This window comes from Catenuloplanes atrovinosus, from assembly GCF_031458235.1.
Classification (GTDB): domain Bacteria; phylum Actinomycetota; class Actinomycetes; order Mycobacteriales; family Micromonosporaceae; genus Catenuloplanes; species Catenuloplanes atrovinosus.
Map to the genome: position 1 here is coordinate 252,485 of NZ_JAVDYB010000001.1, position 19,869 is coordinate 272,353.

15 protein-coding genes are annotated in these 19,869 nt (G+C 72.1%); 8 read left to right on the plus strand and 7 right to left on the minus strand.

The annotated features are described in order from the left end of the window. Positions 1 to 870 precede the first annotated feature (870 nt). Positions 871 to 2,649: a ribonuclease Y gene (gene rny / locus J2S41_RS01135; RefSeq protein ID WP_310361839.1), complete on the plus strand. Its 1,779-nt coding sequence runs from the start codon at positions 871 to 873 to the stop codon at positions 2,647 to 2,649. Between the two features lie 323 nt (positions 2,650 to 2,972). Here rny and J2S41_RS01140 read toward each other — a convergent pair whose 3' ends face one another. The 4 genes from J2S41_RS01140 to J2S41_RS01155 form a co-directional block, all read right to left on the minus strand. Further along, a complete protein-coding gene (locus J2S41_RS01140) occupies positions 2,973 to 3,887 on the minus strand; it encodes an amino acid ABC transporter permease (protein WP_310361842.1) in 915 nt (304 codons plus the stop codon). 1 nt (position 3,888) lies between these two features. Beyond that, the gene (locus tag J2S41_RS01145) at positions 3,889 to 4,566 is read right to left on the minus strand and encodes an amino acid ABC transporter permease (RefSeq protein ID WP_310361844.1); all 678 of its coding nucleotides are present in this window, start codon (positions 4,564 to 4,566) and stop codon (positions 3,889 to 3,891) included. A 75-nt stretch (positions 4,567 to 4,641) separates the two neighbouring features. Next, the gene (locus J2S41_RS01150) at positions 4,642 to 5,508 is read right to left on the minus strand and encodes a glutamate ABC transporter substrate-binding protein (protein ID WP_310361847.1); all 867 of its coding nucleotides are present in this window, start codon (positions 5,506 to 5,508) and stop codon (positions 4,642 to 4,644) included. 88 nt (positions 5,509 to 5,596) lie between these two features. Then, positions 5,597 to 6,343, minus strand: coding sequence for an amino acid ABC transporter ATP-binding protein (locus tag J2S41_RS01155; protein WP_310361849.1), 747 nt, complete (start codon positions 6,341 to 6,343; stop codon positions 5,597 to 5,599). A gap of 211 nt (positions 6,344 to 6,554) precedes the next feature. Between J2S41_RS01155 and miaB the strand changes: the two genes are divergently transcribed. After that, a complete protein-coding gene (miaB, locus tag J2S41_RS01160; protein ID WP_310376223.1) occupies positions 6,555 to 8,066 on the plus strand; it encodes a tRNA (N6-isopentenyl adenosine(37)-C2)-methylthiotransferase MiaB in 1,512 nt (503 codons plus the stop codon). Positions 8,067 to 9,223: 1,157 nt separating this feature from the next. Here miaB and J2S41_RS01165 read toward each other — a convergent pair. Next, positions 9,224 to 10,432 carry a DUF349 domain-containing protein gene (locus J2S41_RS01165; protein ID WP_310361851.1) on the minus strand — a complete coding sequence of 403 codons (1,209 nt, stop codon included), beginning with the start codon at positions 10,430 to 10,432 and terminating at the stop codon, positions 9,224 to 9,226. A 212-nt stretch (positions 10,433 to 10,644) separates the two neighbouring features. On the opposite strand from J2S41_RS01165, the gene miaA reads away from it, so the two are divergent. The 3 genes from miaA to J2S41_RS01180 are packed head-to-tail and all read left to right on the plus strand — an operon-like array spanning position 10,645 to position 13,173. Continuing rightward, positions 10,645 to 11,598: a tRNA (adenosine(37)-N6)-dimethylallyltransferase MiaA gene (gene miaA / locus J2S41_RS01170; RefSeq protein ID WP_310361852.1), complete on the plus strand. Its 954-nt coding sequence runs from the start codon at positions 10,645 to 10,647 to the stop codon at positions 11,596 to 11,598. Positions 11,599 to 11,605: 7 nt separating this feature from the next. Continuing rightward, entirely contained in the window at positions 11,606 to 12,433 is an 828-nt protein-coding gene (gene dapF / locus J2S41_RS01175) for a diaminopimelate epimerase (protein WP_310361854.1), read from the plus strand. Beyond that, positions 12,430 to 13,173: a glycerophosphodiester phosphodiesterase gene (locus tag J2S41_RS01180; protein WP_310361856.1), complete on the plus strand. Its 744-nt coding sequence runs from the start codon at positions 12,430 to 12,432 to the stop codon at positions 13,171 to 13,173. The genes dapF and J2S41_RS01180 overlap by 4 nt, the downstream gene beginning before the upstream one ends. Positions 13,174 to 13,184: 11 nt before the next feature. Here the strand turns inward: J2S41_RS01180 and J2S41_RS01185 are convergent, their stop codons facing one another. Further along, positions 13,185 to 14,099, minus strand: coding sequence for an AraC family transcriptional regulator (locus tag J2S41_RS01185; protein ID WP_310361859.1), 915 nt, complete (start codon positions 14,097 to 14,099; stop codon positions 13,185 to 13,187). Between the two features lie 71 nt (positions 14,100 to 14,170). On the opposite strand from J2S41_RS01185, the gene J2S41_RS01190 reads away from it, so the two are divergent. After that, positions 14,171 to 15,187, plus strand: coding sequence for an NADP-dependent oxidoreductase (locus J2S41_RS01190; protein ID WP_310361862.1), 1,017 nt, complete (start codon positions 14,171 to 14,173; stop codon positions 15,185 to 15,187). After that, positions 15,184 to 16,023: an enoyl-CoA hydratase/isomerase family protein gene (locus J2S41_RS01195; RefSeq protein WP_310361864.1), complete on the plus strand. Its 840-nt coding sequence runs from the start codon at positions 15,184 to 15,186 to the stop codon at positions 16,021 to 16,023. The genes J2S41_RS01190 and J2S41_RS01195 overlap by 4 nt, the downstream gene beginning before the upstream one ends. Before the next feature lie 602 nt (positions 16,024 to 16,625). On the opposite strand, the gene J2S41_RS01200 is transcribed toward J2S41_RS01195, so the two are convergent. Then, on the minus strand, positions 16,626 to 18,089 hold the full coding sequence (locus J2S41_RS01200) for an NAD-dependent malic enzyme (protein ID WP_310361866.1): 1,464 nt from the start codon (positions 18,087 to 18,089) through the stop codon (positions 16,626 to 16,628). 209 nt (positions 18,090 to 18,298) lie between these two features. On the opposite strand from J2S41_RS01200, the gene hflX reads away from it, so the two are divergent. Next, a complete protein-coding gene (gene hflX, locus J2S41_RS01205; RefSeq protein WP_310376225.1) occupies positions 18,299 to 19,714 on the plus strand; it encodes a GTPase HflX in 1,416 nt (471 codons plus the stop codon). Positions 19,715 to 19,869 lie beyond the last annotated feature (155 nt).

Below are 19,869 nucleotides of genomic sequence, written 5' to 3' on the forward strand. Positions count from 1 at the left end.
GCGTTGCCGGGCCGCGAGCGGTTTGCCGGTGCCGCGTCGCTTACCGGCCGTGCTGGCTTAGGCGCGTCGGCAGCCGTTTACTGGTGCCGTGCCGCCTGCCGGTCGCGCCGGGTTGTTGCCGGGCCGTCAGCGGTTTGCCGGTGCCGCGTCGCTCACCGGCCGTCCCGGCTGTAGGCGCGCGGCAGCCGTTCACTGGTGCCGCGCCGCCTACCGACCGCGCCCGGCTTTCGCCGCGCCGCCAGCCGTTCGCCCACTTACCGGTCCGCCATCCGTTGCCGCACCCCCATAGCCCCGCGGCTGCCGCGCCAGCCAACCCTCGCCAATCCCCAACCCCACGCCACATCGCCACGTCGCTCGATTTGTCCATGATCGGCGGAAACCCCCATGAGTGCCCCCGATGACCGCTGGGTAGGATGAGCTGGGCGTGAGCACACGTGTGCCGTGTGTCCCACCTGCTTCCGGATGAGGTCTTCTTGACCGAACGGCCCTCTGCGACCTAGCCTCGCGTACAAAGAGGATTGCCCGACCATTGCAGGCTAAGCGCACAACATAGATCGCGTAACAACACGGCATCATTTCAAGGTTGCTGCCCTGTCATGATGCCCTCCACCGCCGGCCCGGCCGCGCCGACGGTGGCCTGACATACCTCGGCCTGCGGGAGCGTGCCCGGAAGGGCGCGGCCGGCGGGGCGAGCCACGGCCAAGCCGCCTCGGTCGGGCAAGTCCGTGAGCCGCAAGACGGCGCATGAGCCGCTGCAACAGGCGTCCCATGCGGGCGACACGGTGGAGGGGAGGCGGCGGTGACGATCGAGACGCAGGCCGACGGTCACGCCGGAGAGGGCGCCGACGGGGCCGGGAAGCTGGCGCGGCGATGACGGCGCTGTACGTGGGGCTGATCGGCGTCGTGGTCCTGCTGGTCGTGCTGGGGGCGGTCGGTTTCACCTACCTTCTCCGCGTCATGCGCAGCCTGCAACCGGTTACCCCCGCGAAGCCCGCCGAGGACGATCCCGCGTTCCTCGCGCAGAAGGACAAGCAGGAGCGCTCGCTCGCCAAGCTGCAGACCGCCGCCGCCGAGGCCACCTCCGCGGTGGAGGAGGCGAAGAACGAGACGGCCGCCGCCCGTACCGACGCGGCAGCCGCCCGTGCCGAGGCCAGCGCGGCTCGCGCCGAGGCGCGGCGCGTGCTGGACGCGGCGCACGCGGAGGCGGACACGATCCTGGACCGGGCGCACCGGCAGGCCGAGGCCGACGCGGAGCAGGTCCGGGCGGCGGCGCGGCGCAGCGGTGAGCGCGAGGTCGCGCTGCTCAACGCCACCGTCAAGGAGCAGGCCGCGGAGGTCGAGCGCCGCGCGGCCCGGATCGACGAGCGGGAACGTCAGCACACCGAGGAGCTGGACCGGCTGATCGAGCGCGAGCGTCGGCTGGCCGCGCGGGAGAGCGATCTCGCGGCCCGGGAGAGCTCGCTGATCGAGCGCGAGGCCGCGGTCACCGCGGCCGAGGAGGTGCGCCAGCGCGAGCTGGAGCGCGTCGCCGGCCTCACCGCGGACGCGGCCAAGGCCGAGGTGGTCGAGACGATCGAGGCGCAGGCGAAGCGCGAGGCCGCGATCCTGATCCGCGACATCGAGAACGACGCCCGCAACACCGCCGAGGATCGCGCCCGTCACCTGGTGGTCGACGCGATCCAGCGGGTGGCCAGCGAGCAGACCGCGGAGAGCGTGGTCAGCGTGCTGCACCTGCCCAGCGACGAGATGAAGGGCCGGATCATCGGCCGCGAGGGGCGCAACATCCGCGCGTTCGAGTCGGTCACCGGCGTCAACCTGATCATCGACGACACGCCCGAGGCCGTACTCCTCTCCTGCTTCGACCCGGTCCGCCGCGAGATCGGCCGTCTCACGCTGGACAAGCTCGTGCTGGACGGCCGCATCCACCCGCACCGCATCGAGGAGGTCTTCGAGACCGCCAAGGACGAGGTCGAGCGCCTCTGCGTGCGCGCGGCCGAGGATGCGCTGGTCGAGGTCGGCATCACGGACATCCATCCGGAGCTGCGCACCTACCTGGGCCGGCTGCGCTACCGCACCAGCTACGGGCAGAACGTGCTCAAGCACCTGGTCGAGACCGCGCACATCGCCGGCGTGATGGCCGCGGAGCTGAAGCTGGACGTACCCACGATCAAGCGCTGCGCGTTCCTGCACGACATCGGCAAGGCGCTCACCCACGAGGTCGAGGGCAGCCACGCGCTGATCGGCGCGGACCTGGCCCGTAAGTACGGCGAGTCCGAGGACGTCGTCCACGCGATCGAGGCGCACCACAACGAGGTCGCGCCGCAGACCATCGAGGCCGTCCTCACCCAGGCCTCGGACGCCTGCTCCGGCGGCCGTCCCGGCGCGCGCCGGGAGAGCCTGGAGGCCTACGTCAAGCGCCTGGAGCGGATCGAGGAGATCGCCGGCGGCAAGCTCGGCGTCGACAAGGTCTTCGCCATGCAGGCCGGCCGCGAGATCCGCGTCATGGTCCGCCCCGACGACATCGACGACATCGCCGCCGCCGTCCTCGCCCGCGACGTGGCCAAGCAGATCGAGGAGGAGCTGACCTACCCCGGCCAGATCCGCGTCACGGTCGTTCGCGAGTCCCGCGTCACCGAGATCGCCCGCTGACAACCCTTTTCCCTATACCCGCTTCCGGCCCGGCCGGGGTCCGCATGCTCCCGCGGGCACCGGTCGGCCGCGGGCGGCCTCCCTGCCGGTCCCGCACCCGGTCACCCTCGCGAATCCCGCTGCCGCCCAGCTACCCACCGCGGCTCCCGCCGCGCGGCCGACAGCCCCGCGTGTTCCGGCGCCCGGACCACAACGCCGTCAGCCTGCCGGGCCCGCGGCTGGCGACCGGACGCGTAGGCCGCCGCCCTCGCCGATTGCCCGGGAAACAGGAAGGGCGCCCCCGGAGGGGCGCCCTTCGCCGTGTGCGGGGGAGATCGATCCCGTCAGCCGCCGCCGAGGCCGCTGGAGACCGTGGTGTTCTGGGCGGCGGCCGTGGGCTGGACGCCGGTCTGGCCCGGGTTGGCCGACGTGCGCGGCACGCGAATGCCGCGTCGCCGGGTGAGCCGGTCCACCCAGCCCGCCAGCGCGGTGAGCAGGGAATTGATGATGATGTAGATGATCGCGACCACGATCGCCGCGGCCACCACGTTGGCGTAGTTGGCGGAGAGCACGTTGACGCCGAGCTGGAGCAGCTCCGGGAAGGAGATGATGTAGCCGAGCGCGGTGTCCTTCACCAGGACGACCAGCTGGCTCACGATCACCGGGAGCATGGCGCGCGCGGCCTGCGGGATCAGGATGTACCGCATGACCTGGTTCTTGCGCATGCCGATGCCGTACGCCGCTTCGGACTGGCCGCGCGGCACGGCCTGCACGCCGGCCCGGAACGCCTCCGCGAGCACGGAGCCGTTGTAGAGCGTCAGGCCGGCGACGACCGCCCAGAACGCCTCCATCCGGAGGTCCTCGATGACGTACGGCAGGCCGAAGAAGATGAAGAAGATCAACAGCAGCAGCGGTACGGCACGGAAGAACTCGACCACGATGCCGGCCGGCACGCGTACCCACCAGTGGTCGGAGAGCCGGCCGACCGCGAACAGCACGCCGAACGTCAGCGACAGCACCATGGCGACCAGCGCGGCGCTGAGCGTCTGCTGCAGGCCCGGCAGGATGAAGTCGACCCAGGTGCTCTGCTCCAGGAACGGCTTCCAGAGCGTGGCCGCCCACTGGCCCTTCTCGTCGAACTTCAGGTAGATCCAGTAGAACAGCGCCAGCAGCCCGGCGCCGAAGACCGCGGTGAGGATCCAGTTGCGGATCCGCGCGCGCGGGCCGGGGTGGTCGTAGAGGACCGCGTCGGTACTCATGTCAGCGCTTCACCGCCAGTCGGTTCGCGAGCCAGCCGAAGAAGTAGCCGGTGGGGATCAGGACCGCCGCGAACGTGCCGGCGAAGAGCAGGAAGATGAGGATCGTCTGGCTGCTGTACGTCTCGATCATGGTCTTCATGGCCGACGACGACTCGGCGAGCCCGATCGTGCCGACGATCGTCGAGTTCTTCGCCAGCGCGATGAAGATGCTGCCCAGCGGCGCGATCACCGCGCGGCCCGCCTGCGGCAGCACGATGATCCGCAGCACCTGGAAGAACGACAGCCCGAGCGCGCGCGCCGCCTCCGCCTGGCCCGGCGGCACCGTGTTGATGCCGGAGCGGATCGCCTCGCAGACGAACGCGGCCGTGTAGACGGAGAGGCCGAGCACGCCCAGCCAGAAGTTGTTGAGCGCGATGTCCTCGCTGTCGAGCGTCAGGCCCAGCGTCGAGTACAGCCCGAAGTAGCAGAAGAAGATGATCAGCGTGAGCGGCGTGTTCCGGAAGGTGTTGACCCAGCCCGCCCCGAAGGCGCGCAGCACCGGGACGGGGGAGACGCGCATGCCGGCCAGGATCACGCCGAGGACGAGTGCGCCGAGCGCGCCCGCGCCGGTGAGGCGGAGGATCCAGCTGAAGCCGGTGAGGTACAGATCCACATTGTCGGGATCGCTCAGGAAATCCATATCTCGCTTCCTGGCCGGGGTACGACGCGGGGCCGGCCAGGAAGTGGGCCGGCCCCGCGGGAGAACGTGGGGTTGTCAGGCAGGGCAGTTGGTCAGCGAGGCGACGGCCAGGTCCTTCGCCGGCGTGCCGCTCTTGCCGAGCGTGGTGTCCCACGCGGTCTTGTACGTACCGTCGGTCGCCGCGGCCTTGAGGATCTCGTTGATCTTCGCGCAGCCCGCGGTGTCGGTCTTCTTCACCGCGATGCCGTACGGCTCCTTGCTGAACGGCTTGCCGATGACCTTCAGCTTGCCCGCGTACTGCGACTGCGCCGCGTACCCGGCGAGGATGATGTCGTCGGTGGTCACCGCGTCCACCTGGCCACCGTCCAGTGCGGTGACGCACTTGGAGTAGGTGTCGAACTCCTGCAGCTGCGCGTCCGGGTAGTCGCTCTTGATCCGCTTGGCCGGGGTGGAGCCGGTGACGGAGCAGACCTTCTTGCCGGCCAGCGACTCCGGCCCGGTGATGTCCGTGTTGTCCGCCTTGACCAGCAGGTCCTGGCCGGCCTCGTAGTACGGCCCGGCGAACGCGACGCGCTTCTTGCGGTCGTCGTTGATCGTGTAGGTGGCGATCACGATGTCGACCTGGCCCTGCTCGATGAAGGACTCACGGTTGGCCGACGCGGTGGTCTTCCACTCCACCTTCGACGGGTCCAGGCCGAGGCCCTTCGCCACGATCTTGCCGATCTCGATGTCGAAGCCCTCGTACGTGGTGCCGGTCTGCAGGCCGAGGCCCGGCTGGTCACCCTTGACGCCGATGATCAGCTTGCCGGACGCGGCCTTGCCGATCACGCCGTCGGCGGAACCGCCACTGCCGGCGTCGCCGCCGTCCCCACCGCCGCAGGCGGCCGCGGACATCGCGAGGACCGCTGCCGTGGCAACCGCCGCAATCCGCGAAAATCGCATCTCTCGTTCTCCTTCTTCGTCACGGGGAGCCGCGTCGGCGGCCCCTCCGCAGTGGACGCTCAGCTGTTGGACATCCGGTTGATGGAACTCAGTGGGTCAGGATCTTCGACAGGAAGTCCTTGGCCCGGTCGCTCGTGGGGTTGGCGAAGAACTCCGCCGGTGCCGCCTGCTCGACCAGCTGGCCGTCCGCCATGAACACGACCCGGTTGGCCGCGTGCCGCGCGAAGCCCATCTCGTGCGTGACCACGACCATGGTCATGCCCTCGGCGGCCAGCGACGTCATCACGTCCAGCACCTCGCCGACCATCTCCGGGTCGAGCGCGCTGGTGGGCTCGTCGAAGAGCATCGCCTTCGGGCGCATGGCCAGTGCGCGCGCGATCGCGGCGCGCTGCTGCTGCCCGCCGGAGAGCATCGCCGGGTACTTGTCCGCCTGGTTCGCGATGCCGACGCGGTCGAGCAGCGCCATCGCGCGCTCACGGGCCTCCGCCGGCTTCTCCTTGCGGACCTTGATCGGCCCGAGCGTCACGTTCTCCAGGATCGTCTTGTGCGCGAAGAGGTTGAACGACTGGAACACCATGCCCACGTCGCTGCGCAGCCGTGCCAGCGCGCGGCCCTCCGCGGGCAGCTCCTGCCCGTCGAACGTGATGGTGCCGGAGTTGATCGGCTCGAGCCGGTTGATCGTGCGGCAGAGCGTCGACTTCCCGGAGCCCGAAGGACCGATCACCACGACGACCTCGCCCCGGTCGATCGAGAGACTGACGTCCTGCAGCACGTGCAACGGCCCGAAGTGCTTGTTCACCCGGTCCAGCACGATGAGCGGCTCGCCTTCTGCCACGCTTGTCACCGTCCCCCTCGTACCCTCTGATCGCTCTTGACCTTGTGCGTCACTGTAAGGGTGCCCTTGTGTCAGAAAGCAGCCTGGTTGGTCACGGAGAGGCAACACTTGACCGGTCCCCGACGGCGGCGGCACCGATGGTAACCACAGCGTGCACACATCGAGGGCAGGGCTCGTTCACGGGCCGGTGGGCGCGCCGGATACGCTGGTCATCGCCATGACTACCGCAGCCACTTCCGCACCGTCCGAGGCCCGCACCTACGAGGTGCGCACCTACGGCTGCCAGATGAACGTGCACGATTCGGAGCGCATATCCGGCCTGCTCGAGGCGGCCGGTTACGTGCGCGCGCCGCAGGACGCCGACCCCGATGTGGTCGTCTTCAACACCTGCGCCGTCCGGGAGAACGCGGACAACCGCCTCTACGGAAACCTCGGCCACCTGCGCCCGGTCAAGGACTCCCGCCCCGGCATGCAGATCGCGGTCGGCGGCTGCCTCGCGCAGAAGGACCGCGGTGACATCGTGGCCAAGGCGCCCTGGGTCGACGTGGTCTTCGGCACGCACAACATCGGCTCGCTGCCCGCGCTGCTGGAGCGCGCCCGGCACAACGCCGACGCCGAGGTGGAGATCCTGGAGTCGCTGGAGGTCTTCCCCTCCACGCTGCCCACCCGCCGCGAGTCGACGTACGCCGGCTGGGTGTCGATCTCGGTCGGCTGCAACAACACCTGCACGTTCTGCATCGTCCCGTCGCTGCGCGGCAAGGAGCGGGACCGCCGCCCCGGCGACGTGCTCTCCGAGGTGCGCGCGCTGGTCGCGGAGGGCGTGCTGGAGGTGACGCTGCTCGGGCAGAACGTCAACTCCTACGGCGTCGAGTTCGGCGACCGCTACGCGTTCGGCAAGCTGCTGCGCGCCACCGGCGAGATCGAGGGCCTGGAGCGGGTCCGGTTCACCAGCCCGCACCCGAAGGACTTCACCGACGACGTGATCGCCGCGATGGCCGAGACGCCGAACGTGTGCCACTCGCTGCACATGCCGTTGCAGTCCGGTTCCGACGCGATGCTCAAGTCGATGCGCCGTTCGTACCGGCAGGAGCGCTACCTCGGCATCATCGAGAAGGTGCGCGCCGCCATGCCGGACGCCGCGATCACCACGGACATCATCGTCGGCTTCCCCGGCGAGACCGAGGCCGACTTCCAGGCCACGCTCGACGTGGTCCGCGAGGCCCGCTTCTCCAGCGCGTTCACGTTCCAGTACTCGAAGCGCCCCGGCACCCCCGCCGCCACCATGGACTCCCAGGTGCCGAAGGACGTGGTCAAGGAGCGCTACGGCCGCCTGATGGAGGTCGTCGAGGAGATCACCTGGGCGGAGAACCGCGCGCAGGTCGGCCGCGAGGTCGAGCTGCTGGTCGCGGTCGGCGAGGGCCGCAAGGACGAGCGCACCGGCCGGATGTCCGGCCGCGCCCGCGACGGCCGCCTGGTCCACTTCAACACCGGCGACCTCGGCGCCGCGATCCGCCCCGGCGACATCGTGCACACCGAGATCACCTACGCCGCACCGCACCACCTCAACGCGGACGGCACCCCCCTCGGCCACCGCCGCACCCGCGCCGGCGACGCCTGGGCCGCCGGCCGCACCCCCCGCACCCCCGGCGTCAACCTCGGCCTCCCCACCATCGGGGTCCCGGCACCGCTGCCGGTCCAGGCCGCGGCCTGCCAGACCCACTGACCCACGATCCCGATATACCCGCTTCCGGCCACCCGGGGTCCGCATGCTCCCGCGGGCACCGGTCGGCCGTGGCCGGCCTCCCTGCCACTCCCGTGGCCGCAAGCCCATGCCCGCTCCGCGGCTCGTGGTGAGGCTGATCGGCATCGCCCCTCCGCGTGACGGTCACCGCCATCCCGCGATATAGCGATATATCGGGCGGCGCGAGCGCGCCCACCGCCGGCTCGGGCGAGTTCGCCGGCCTGCGCCGGACGTCGCCGGCCTGCGCCGGACGTCGCCGGCCTGCGCCGGACGTCGTCGGCCTGCGCCGGACGTCGTCGGCCTGCGCCGGACGTCGCCGGCCTGCGCCGGACGTCGCCGGACGTCGCCGGCCTGCGCCGGACTGCGCCGGACGAGTTCGCTGGCCTGCGCCGGACCCGGATGCGGCGCTCGCCGGGCAGCGAGACGGTGAGCGGGGTGAGGCCGATGGCCGGGTTACCGAAACGCCTGCGGTTTTCCCCTGAGCCGTGGGTCAGATAAGCAAGAGCGAAGTCCATTTCGCTAGTGGATCGTCTCCTCGCTCACCTGATCGACCACTCAGCGCCCAGGAATGCGCATGACGCCCGGTGCCGAACAGATGTCGCGGCACGAGCCGCCCAGTGCCGGTTCTGCGGTTCGCGGACCGACGTCTCAGTCATTGCGACCCAAGCTTTCGGCGGCCGGTGGCCCCGGTGCCCGGTGGTGCCGGTGCCCGGCGGTCCCGGTGCTGGTTGGTCCCGGGGCTGGGTGGTCCTGGTGCCCGGTGCTGGGTGGCCCTGGTGCTGGGTGGTTCCGGTGCCCGGTGCTGGGTGGCCCTGGTGCTGGGTGGTCCCGGTGCCCGGTGCCCGGTGGCCCAAGGGCTCGGTGGTTCCGGTGCCCGGCGGCCCCGGTGCCCGGTGGGCGGGGGATCTCTCCGGTGTGGGTTCGCTGACCTGCCGCCTGTGGCTCTCATCGTCGACCGGCCCCACTGTGACCCGCGCCGATGCCCAATATTTCGCGATAGCGGGAAGGCATGGCATACGCGGCCGCCGATGGGATGTGGTGGGACCCGGCCGTCGCGTCGGTCGGCCCGTCCCCGAACGTGAAGCGGCGCGAGGAGCGGGAACGGGGGTACGCCGTACGGCGTACCCCCGGAAGGGTTGTCAGCCGGCCTGTTCGGCGAGCTTGAGGAACTGCTGCTTGCCGGCGAGGGCCTTCTCCGCCTCGCGGATGCGCTTGGCGTCGCCGGAGGCCTTGGCGCGCTCGAGGCGCTGCTCGGCCTCGGCGACCTGGTCGCGCATCTGGGCGAGCAGCGGGTTGGCGGACGGCTCGGTGCGGCGCCAGGCGGAGTCCATGGCCTGGCGGAGCTTGTCCTCCACGGCGCGCATGCGGCGGTCGAGACTCGCCATGTTCTCCCGGGGGACGCGGCCGATGTCGTGCCACTGGCCCTGGATCTCGCGGAGCTTGTTCTGCGCGCCCTTGGGGTCGGCGTCGACGTCGACCGCCTCGGCCTCGGCCAGCAGCGCCTGCTTGCGCTCCAGGTTGCCCTTGAGTTCGGCGTCGCGGGCGGAGAAGACCTCGCTGCGGCGGGAGAAGAACGCGTCCTGCGCGGCGCGGAACCGGTCCCACAGCCGCTGCTCGGCCTCCTTGGAGGCGCGGGGCGCGGCCTTCCACTGGGCCATCAGGTCCTTCAGCCGGGCGGCGGTGTCGGCCCAGTCCTCGGAGCCGGAGAGCGACTCCGCCTCCTTGACCAGCTCCTCCTTGGCGGTCTGCGCCTGCTTGCGCTGCCCGTCCAGCGTGGCGAAGTGCGCGCCCCGGCGCCGGGTGAACCCGTCGCGCGCGGCCGCGAACCGCTTCCACAGCTCGCCGTCGGTCTTCTTGTCGATCCCGCGGATGGTCTTCCACTCGTCGAGGATCTCCTTGAGGCGGTCGCCCGCGGCCTTCCACCCGGTCGACTCGGCGGCGATCTTCTCCGCCTCCTCGACCAGCGCGACCTTGCGGGCCTGCGCCTCGTTCCGAGCGGTCTCCTTCGCGGCCTTGGCCGCGGTGGCGCTCTCCTCGGCGAGCGTGGCCAGCCGGTCGAGGCGGGCCGCGAGCCCGTCGACGTCGCCGACCACGTGCGCCTCGGTCAGCTCGGCGCGAAGCTTCTTCACGCTGCTCAGCGAGTGCGCCGGGTCGGCCGCGCCGGACTTCAGCCGCGCCTCGATGAGGTCGACCTCGGTGACCTTGTCGGCGAAGCGTCGCGCGAAGTGGGCGAGGCCCTCCTCGGGCGTGCCCGCCTGCCAGGATCCGACCACGCGCTCGCCGTCGGCGGTCTTGCAGTAGACCGTGCCGTCGGCGTCCACCCGACCGTAGGCGGTCCAGTCGCTCATCTGCCCATCCTCGTTCTTCCCGGCGCCGGAGGGAAAGTGCGTTTTCCCTCCCGGTCACCGCCGCCGCGCAGTAGGTTGCCTAAGAACTTCTCCCGGCATTGTCACAGGTACTCCCCCGTGTCCGTCGAGTGCCTGTTGACGACCGTGACCATACGGTGTTCTAGGTCGGCCGTGCGGCGGTTCCGCACGCCCGTGCAGTTACCGTAGGTCGCGTGTCGTCACCCCCCGCATCCAGGGTCTTCCCCCGTACGGGTCGTGTCGTGGCCGTGGTCGGCCCGACCGCGGCCGGAAAGTCGGATCTCAGCATCGCGCTGGCCGAGGCGCTCGGGGGAGAGGTGGTCAACGCGGACTCCATGCAGCTCTACCGCGGCATGGACATCGGCACGGCCAAGCTCACGCCCGAGGAGCGGCGCGGCGTGCCGCACCACCTGCTGGACATCTGGGACGTCACCGAGCCCGCCGCCGTCGCGGAGTACCAGTCGCTGGCCCGCGCCGCGATCGACGACATCCTGACCCGGGGCCGGGTGCCGCTGCTGGTCGGTGGCTCCGGCCTGTACGTCCAGGCCGTCCTGGAGGAGTTCTCCTTCCCGGGTACGTCACCCGCGCTACGTGAGTCGCTGGAGGCGGAGCTCGCCGTGGTCGGCCCGGCCGCGCTGCACGACCGGCTGCGCGTGCTCGACCCGGCCGCGGCGGAGTCGATCCTGCCCAGCAACGGCCGGCGGATCGTGCGCGCGCTGGAGGTGATCGAACTGACCGGCCGGCCGTTCACCGCGTCGCTGCCCACCGCGCCCCGGCCGTACTACGACAGCGTGCGGATCGGCGTCGACCGGGACACCGCGGAGCTGGACGCGCGCATCGCCCGGCGGGTGGACCTGATGTGGGAGCGCGGCCTGGTCGCGGAGGTCGCCGGCCTGCTTCCGCGCGGGCTGCGCGAGGGCCGGACCGCGAGCCGCGCGCTCGGCTACCAGCAGGCGATCGACCAGCTCGACGGCGTCTGCACCGAGGCGCAGGCGCGGGAGCGCACCACGGCCGCGACCCGCCGCTTCGTCCGCCGCCAGCGCTCCTGGTTCCGCCGCGACGCGTCCGTGCGCTGGCTGGACGGCGGCGCGGCCGGGCTCGTACCGGAGGCCCTGCGGTTGGTGGATCTTCCGGTGGGTGCGGAATGATGGTCCGGTGCAGTTCACCAAGGGCCACGGCGCCGGCAACGACTTCGTCATCCTCGAGGACCCGGACGGGCGTCTCGCGCTGACCCCGGAGCTGGTCGCCGCGCTCTGCGACCGGCACCGCGGGATCGGCGGCGACGGCGTGCTGCGGGTGATCCGCACCGCCAAGCACCCGGACGCGGTCGGCCGGGCCGCGGACGCCGAGTGGTTCATGGACTACTGGAACGCGGACGGCTCGATCGCGGAGATGTGCGGCAACGGCGTGCGCGTCTTCGCCCGCTACCTGGCCGGGTCGGGCCTGGCCGGGACCGGGTCCTTCCCGATCCTCACCCGGGCCGGCCTGGTCCGGGCCGTGATCGACGGCGACACCATCGCGGTCGACATGCCCACGCCGCGGCTGGGCGCCGCCGGCACCGCCACGATCGCCCAGCTCACGCTGCCCGGCACCGCGGTCGACGTCGGCAACCCGCACCTGGTCAGCGTGCTCCCGGACAGCATCGACCTGGACTCGCTGGACCTCACGCGGGCGCCGGTCGTCGACCCGGCGCTGTTCCCGGCCGGCGTCAACGTCGAGTTCGTGACGCCGCTGCCGCCGCTCGACGGGTTCGACCGGCACGTCCGCATGCGCGTCCACGAGCGCGGCTCCGGCGAGACGCTGGCCTGCGGCTCCGGCGCGCTGGCGGTCGCGGCGGTCGTGCTGCACGACGCCGGTCTCGCCGTCGGTACGGTCGCGGTCGACCTGCTCGGCGGCCGTCTGGTCGCCACCCGCGGGGACGCCGGCTGGACGCTGGCCGGCCCGGCGGTGCTGGTCGCGTCCGGCGAGACGACGCTGGGGTGACGACCCGGCCCTCGGTCATCGCCCACCGCGGCTACTCGGCGATCGCGCCGGAGAACACGATGGCCGCGCTGGTGGCCGGCCTCCGTGCCGGGGCGGACCAGCTGGAGGTGGACGTCCACACCAGCGCGGACGGCGTACCCGTGGTGATCCACGACTACACGCTGGAGCGCACCACGGACGGCACCGGGCGCGTCGCCGACCACCCGGTCGCGGCGCTGACCGCGCTGGACGCGGGTGGCTGGCATTCGGCCGCGCACCGCGGCGAACCGGTGCCGACGCTCGCGCGGGTCCTCGACCTGATCGCCGCGCACCCGGGCGTCGGCCTGCTGCTCGAGGTGAAGCCGTCGGCCACCCGCGCGCAGACGGCCACCATGATCGATGAGATCGTCGCGCGCGACCTGGCCGGCCGGGTGCTGCTGCAGAGCTTCGACGAGGCGGTGCTCCGCGACGCACGCGACCTGGCCCCGGCCGGGCTCCGGCTCGGCCTGCTGCGCGAGGCGCTGGACGACGATCCGGTCGCGGCGGCGCGGGACCTCGGCTGCGTCGCGTACAACCCGGGCGTGGACGCGCTGCTGGCGGCGCCGTCCCGGGCGGTGGCGGCGCTCGATGCGGGCCTGCTCGTGATGGTCTGGACCACGGACGACGAGCGGGAGTGGCGCGCGCTCGCCGACCTCGGCGTCACCGGCATCATCACCAACCGGCCCGCCGAGCTGCGCGCCTGGCTGTCCGCCACGGGCTGACGGGCACGTCGTCAGGCGCGGGCGGCCGCGCGGTAGCGGCCCGGCGGCGTGCCGTGCGCCCGGGTGAACGCGCGGCTGAACGCGGGCACCGAGTGGTATCCGACGGCCGCCGCGATCGACTCGACCGACTGGTCGGTGGCGTGCAGGCGGGCGGCGGCGAGATCCATCCGCCACTGCGTGAGGTACGTGCCGGGGCTCTGCCCGATCGCGGCCGGGAAGCGCCGGCCGAGCGTGGCCCGGGAGACCGCGGTCGCGGCGGCGAGCGTCCCGGTGGTCCAGTCCCGGGCCGGGTCGGCGTGGATGTGCTCCAGCGCGCTGCGCACCACCGGGTCGCCGAGCATGCCGAACCAGGTGCCGCGGTGCGCCGCCGCCCGCGTGGGCAGCCAGGCACGCAGCAACTGGATCAGCATGATGTCGACCAGGCTGTTCAGGACCGCGGTGGTGGCGATCCGGGGGTGCGCCAGTTCGCGGCCGAGCATGCGGACGGTGTCGTCGCACTCCGCCCCGGAGCCGGCGCGGACGTGCACGAGGTCGGGGAGCGCGAAGAGAAGCTGGGTCCGTACCGTGTGGTCGCAGTCGTACTGGATCGTGACGATCCGGACGTCGCCCGGCTCGGTGCCGACCCGGATCGCCTCGCCGGTCCGCTGGGCACGCGCGGTCGCGGCCCGGTCGCAGCCGTCGCCGCGGGCGTCCGGCGAGCCGGCCAGCGTGTGCGGGACCCGCGCGGCGACCAGCACGACGTCGCCCGCGGCCAGTTGCACCGGCGGGTGCCCGGGACGGATCAGCCACGCGCCGCCGGCGGTGACCGCGTGCAGCGCGGCGCCCGCCTCGTCGACCGCGACCGCCCAGTCCCCGCCCGCCTCCATCCGCGCGCCGAGGGAGCCGCGGACACCGGACACCTCGAGTACGTCCGTCACCACGTCCATGAGGCAGAAGGATAACCTTCTGGCTCAAACGGGCATCGACCGGCGCATTCGCGGTGCATACGGTTGCTGTCATGACCGATCACACGATGCGGGCGCTCGTCGCCACCGGCTACGGCGAGCCGGAGCGGCTCACCATCGCCGACCTTCCCGTCCCGCGGCCCGGACCGGGGCAGATCCAGGTGCGGACCACCGTCGCGACGATCAACCCACCCGATCTGCACGCGATCTCGGGCGGGTTCGGGGACGCGCTGCGGCTGGAGTTCCCGTACGTTCCCGGCACCGAGTTCGCCGGCACGGTCACCGAGGCCGGGCCGGGCGTGACCGCGTACCGGGTCGGTGACGAGGTGTTCGGCTCCGCGCTGCCCCGGCCGTTCGCACCGATCCTCGCCGCGGTTCCGCGCCCGTCGTTGAGCACCGGCGCGCTCGCCGAGTACCTGGTCTGCGAGGCGGACACGCACCTGATCGGGCTCCGCCCGGCCGGCGTGCCCGCGGAGCAGGCGGCGGCGCTGGCGATCGCCGGGTCGACCGCGCAGGCGCTGCTGGACGTCACCGCGCTCAAGCCCGGCGAGTCCGTGCTGGTCATCGGCGCGACCGGCGCGGTCGGCACCACCGTGCTGCCGCTGCTGGCCGCCGCGGGCGCCCGGATCATCGCGACCGCGGCCCGGGAGGCCGGTGCGACGCTGCTCCGGCGGCTCGGCGCGCACGAGATCATCGGGCATGATCCGGCCGGGTATCCGTCCGGCGTCGACGCGGTGTTCAACCTGGCGCTGTCCGCCGCCAGGCTGCCGGACGCGGCCCGGGCGCTGCGCCCCGGCGGCCGGCTGGTGTCGATCATCTATCCGGAGCCGACCGCGGAGCAGGCCGGCCGCGACGACGTGGACCTGCACTTCGTGTGGGACGTGGCGGGCGTGCACGGCGGCATGCCCCGGGTCGCGGAGGCGGCCTCGGCCGGCGAACTGACGGCCGTGATCGCGGGCCGGTACCCGCTGGCCGACGGCGTGCGGGCGGTCGTCGACTACGCCCGCACACATCCGCTCGGCAAGATCGTCGTCACGTTCCCGGCGCCGGGAACAGAGGCCACGGCATGAGCGAGTCATCGGTCGCGGGCACGCTGCGGGTGACGCGGGACCGCGGGGTCGTCACGGTCGTCATCGACAATCCACCGGTCAACGTGCTCAGCCTGCCGATGATGGGCGAGTTGGGGACGCTGTTCGCCGCGCTGCGCGAGGACGACACCGCCCGCGTCGTGGTCTTCGAGAGCGCCGACCCGGAGTACTTCATCGCGCACGTCGACATGACGCTCGCGGACGACCCGGAGGTGGTGGCCGACCCGACCGCCGGCGCGCCGGCGGGGCTCAACGTGTTCCAGGCACTCGGCGAGGCGCTGCGCACGCTGCCGCAGGTGTCGATCGTCAAGCTGGCCGGGCTCGCCCGGGGCGGCGGCGCCGAGTTCGTCGCCGCGGCCGACCTGACGTTCGCCGCGATCGGCCCGGCCGGGCTCGGCCAGATGGAGGTGCTGGGCGGCATCGTCCCCGGTGGCGGCGGCACGCAATATCTGCTGCACCGGACCGGCCGCAACCGGGCACTGGAGATCGTCCTCGGCGCGGACCTCTTCGATGCCGAGACCGCCGAGCGGTACGGATGGATCAACCGCGCCCTGCCCGCCGACCGGCTCGACGCGTTCGTCGACCGGCTCGCCCGCAACATCGCCGCACTGCCGGACGGCTCGATCGCCGCGATCAAGCACGCCCTCCCACCCCAGGACCTGTCCACCGGCATGCTGCGCGAACACGAGGCGTGGTCCACCCAGTTCACCCGCCCCGCCGCGGAGCGCCTGCTGCGCGCCGCCCTGGCCGCCGGCGCCCAAACCCGTGACGGCGAGCGCAACCTGGAGGACCTGCTGCGCGCCATCGATCCGGCATGACGCCGGCTTGGGGCGGCGGGCGGCCCGCATGGTCCCGCAGAGGCGGCCGGGTGGCCGGCTGACCCGCCGGAGCGTGGCCGCCTGACGATCGGCGCGAGCCGCCGGCCGGCTGGCTGTCACCTGCCGGCCCGGAGAAGCCGCCGGGTGGCCGACGGCCGGCCGGAGTGTGGTGGCCGCCCGCCGGTTCGCAGGCGCAGCAGCATGACCGGCGAGGTGCGAAGACGCCGGAGATCATCGCCAGCGTGGCGAGAGTCCTCCCGAAGGGTGGTGGCCGGCCGCTGGAAACACCGCGCGACCGACTCGGTCGGACGGTCCCTCGGCAGACAGTGGTGGCCGGCCGCCGAGCCGGAGACGCCGCCGGACGAGTCGGCGAGTGCGAAGCGGCAACCGCCGCACCTCTGAGCGGAACGCGGCGCGCCGGCCGGGGACGACGGGGACCGGGCCGGGGTTTGTGGTGACCAGCCTCGGATCGGACAGGGAGGCCGGCCACGGCCGACCGGTGCCCGCGGGAGCATGCGGGCCGGACCACGCCGGAAGCGGGAAGATCAGAATTGGCGGAACCGGGCGCGGTCGCCAGGAACTCGGCGACCGCGCCCGGCGCGTCACTGCTCCGGTGCGCCGAAGCTGGTGTCCTCGCCGGCGTCGACGCCGCCGAAGTCGGCGCTGGGGGCGGTCGAGTCGGCGGCGGCGCGTCGGACGGCGGCGGCGACCGCGGGGGCGACGCGGGTGTCGAAGACGCTCGGCACGATGACCGTTGGGTTAATCTTGTCGTGGCCGACGACGTCGGCGATGGCGCGGGCGGCGGCGAGCGCCATCTCCTCGGTGAAGTTCTCCGCGTGGGCGTCGAGCATGCCGCGGAAGACGCCGGGGAACGCCAGCACGTTGTTGATCTGGTTGGGCTGGTCGCTGCGGCCGGTGGCGACGATGGCCGCGTGCTCGCGGGCCGCCCGCGGGTCGACCTCAGGGTCCGGGTTGGCCAGCGCGAACACGATCGAGTCGTTCGCCATGGTGGCGATGTCGTCGCCGGTGAGCAGGTTGGGCGCGGACACGCCGATGAACACGTCGGCGCCGCGGATCGCTCCGCGCAGATCTCCGACATATCCGGACTTGTTGGTGTTCTCGGCGAGCCACTGCCAGGTCGGGTTCAGGTCGGCCAGGCCGCGGTGCAGCGCGCCGGGCCGGTCGTACGCGATGATGTCGCCCACGCCCTGCCGGAGCAGCAGCTTCATGATGGCGGTGCCGGCGGCGCCCGCGCCCGAGACGACCACCCGCACGTCCGCCAGGTTCTTGCCGACCACGCGCAGCGCGTTGGTCAGCGCGGCCAGCACGCAGATCGCGGTGCCGTGCTGGTCGTCGTGGAAGACCGGGATGTCTAGCAGCTCACGCAGCCGCGCCTCGATCTCGAAACACCGCGGCGCCGCGATGTCCTCGAGGTTGATGCCGCCGTAGCCGGGCGCGATCGCCTTGACGATGTTGACGATCTCGTCGGTGTCCTGGGTGTCCAGCACGACCGGCCACGCGTCGACGCCGCCGAACCGCTTGAACAGCGCGGCCTTGCCCTCCATCACCGGCAGCGCGGCGGCCGGGCCGATGTTCCCCAGGCCGAGGACCGCGGAGCCGTCGGTGACGACCGCGACCGTGTTGCGCTTGATGGTGAGACGCCGGGCGTCCTCGGGGTTCTCCGCGATCGCGAGGCAGACCCGGGCGACACCCGGCGTGTACGCCCGGGACAGCTCGTCACGGTTGCGCAGCGCGACCTTGGACGTGACCTCGATCTTGCCGCCCAGGTGCAGCAGGAACGTGCGGTCGGAGACCTTCCGGACCTCGACGCCGTCCAGCTCCTCCAGGGCCTTGACGACCTGGTCCGCGTGGGTGGAGTCGGCGGTGTCGCAGGTGAGGTCGACGGTGACGCGCGAGGGGTCGGAGTCGACCACGTCGAGCGCGGTGACGATCGCGCCGGCCTCGCCGACGCACGTGGTCAGCCGGCCGATCGCGGAGGCGTCGGCGATGACGCTAACCCGGATGGTGATCGAGAACCCTGCGCTCGGCAGGCGGGTCGGGGACAACGGTCCTCCCAGGTTGTACGGCGATGTACCAGTCCTGATTCTTGTCTCCTACCCGAAGAGTGCCGTTTCGGGGTCGTACCCGCGGGTAGACGCGCAGGGGCGATTTGTGAGTGCGCCCGGGCGGCGAGCGTGCAACCATCGAGGTCTGAGGAGGGAAATACTTGCCTAGCAACCGCGCAGCATCAACCTCGGATCCCGACTTCGACGAGATCGATCTCTGGGACGACGAGGAGCAGAGCACCGACGACGATGTGACGACCGGTGAGCTGGAGCTGGAGGACAGGCACGCCCTGCGCCGCGTGGCGGGTCTCAGCACCGAGCTCACGGACATCACCGAGGTCGAGTACCGGCAGCTCCGGCTGGAGCGCGTCGTGCTCGTCGGCGTCTGGACCGGCGGGTCCGTCACCGACGCGGAGAATTCGCTGACCGAGCTGGCCGCGCTCGCCGAGACCGCCGGGTCGCAGATCCTGGAGGGTCTGATCCAGCGCCGCGGCCGCCCCGACCCGGCCACGTTCATCGGCCGTGGAAAGGTCGAGGAGCTGGGCGCGGTGGTCCGCGACACCGGCGCCGACACCGTCATCTGCGACGGTGAGCTGTCGCCGTCCCAGCTGCGCAACCTGGAGCAGCAGGTCAAGGTCAAGGTCGTCGACCGGACGGCGCTGATCCTGGACATCTTCGCGCAGCACGCCAAGAGCAAGGAGGGCAAGGCGCAGGTCGAGCTGGCCCAGCTCGAGTACCTGGTGCCGCGCCTCCGAGGCTGGGGTGAGTCGCTGTCCCGCCAGGCCGGTGGCGCCGGTGGCGGCGCGAGCGGCGGCGGCGTGGGCCTGCGCGGTCCCGGTGAGACGAAGCTGGAGATCGACCGCCGGCGCATCCGCACCCGCATCGCCCGCCTGCGGCGGGAGATCAAGGCCATGAAGACGGTACGGGAGACCAAGCGCGCCCGCCGCACGCGGCGCTCGGTGCCGGCCGTCGCGATCGCCGGTTACACCAACGCCGGAAAGTCCAGCCTGCTGAACCGGCTGACCAACGCGGGCGTCCTGGTGGAGAACGCGCTGTTCGCCACGCTGGACCCGACCACCCGCCGGGCGTACGCGTCCGACGGCCGGGTCTACACGCTCTCCGACACGGTCGGCTTCGTCCGGCACCTGCCGCACCAGATCGTGGAGGCGTTCCGCTCCACGCTCGAGGAGGTCGCGGAGGCGGACGTGGTGCTGCACGTGGTGGACGGCTCGCACCCGGACCCGGAGGAGCAGCTGCGCGCGGTACGCGAGGTGCTGGCCGAGGTCGGCGCGGACCGGCTGCCCGAGTTGCTGGTGGTCAACAAGGTCGACGCCGCGGACGAGGAGACGCTGCTCCGCCTCAAGCGCGAGTGGCCGGACGCGATGTTCGTGTCCGCGCACACCGGCCGGGGGATCGACGAGCTGCGCGCCGCGATCGAGGCGCGCCTGCCGCGGCCGGCCGTGGAGATCCGCGTCACGGTGCCGTACGACCGGGGTGACCTGGTGGCGCAGGTGCACCGGCGCGGCGAGGTGCTGAGCACCGCGCACACCGGCGAGGGCACCGAGCTGCACGTCCGGGTCGACGAGGCGCTCGCCGCCGAGCTGTCACCGTGGGTAACCGGCTGACGTTCGGTATTGTCCTGGTTCGCAGTTGTTTGGGGTGCGGTGCGGCGCGTAAGGGCGGCATCGCACCCGGTGTGTGCCAGCGTGCTTTGATCGGCGTGTAACCAAGGTCCGAGGATGACGTGCGAGACTAGCCGGATGCGGCGTGCGGTTTCTTC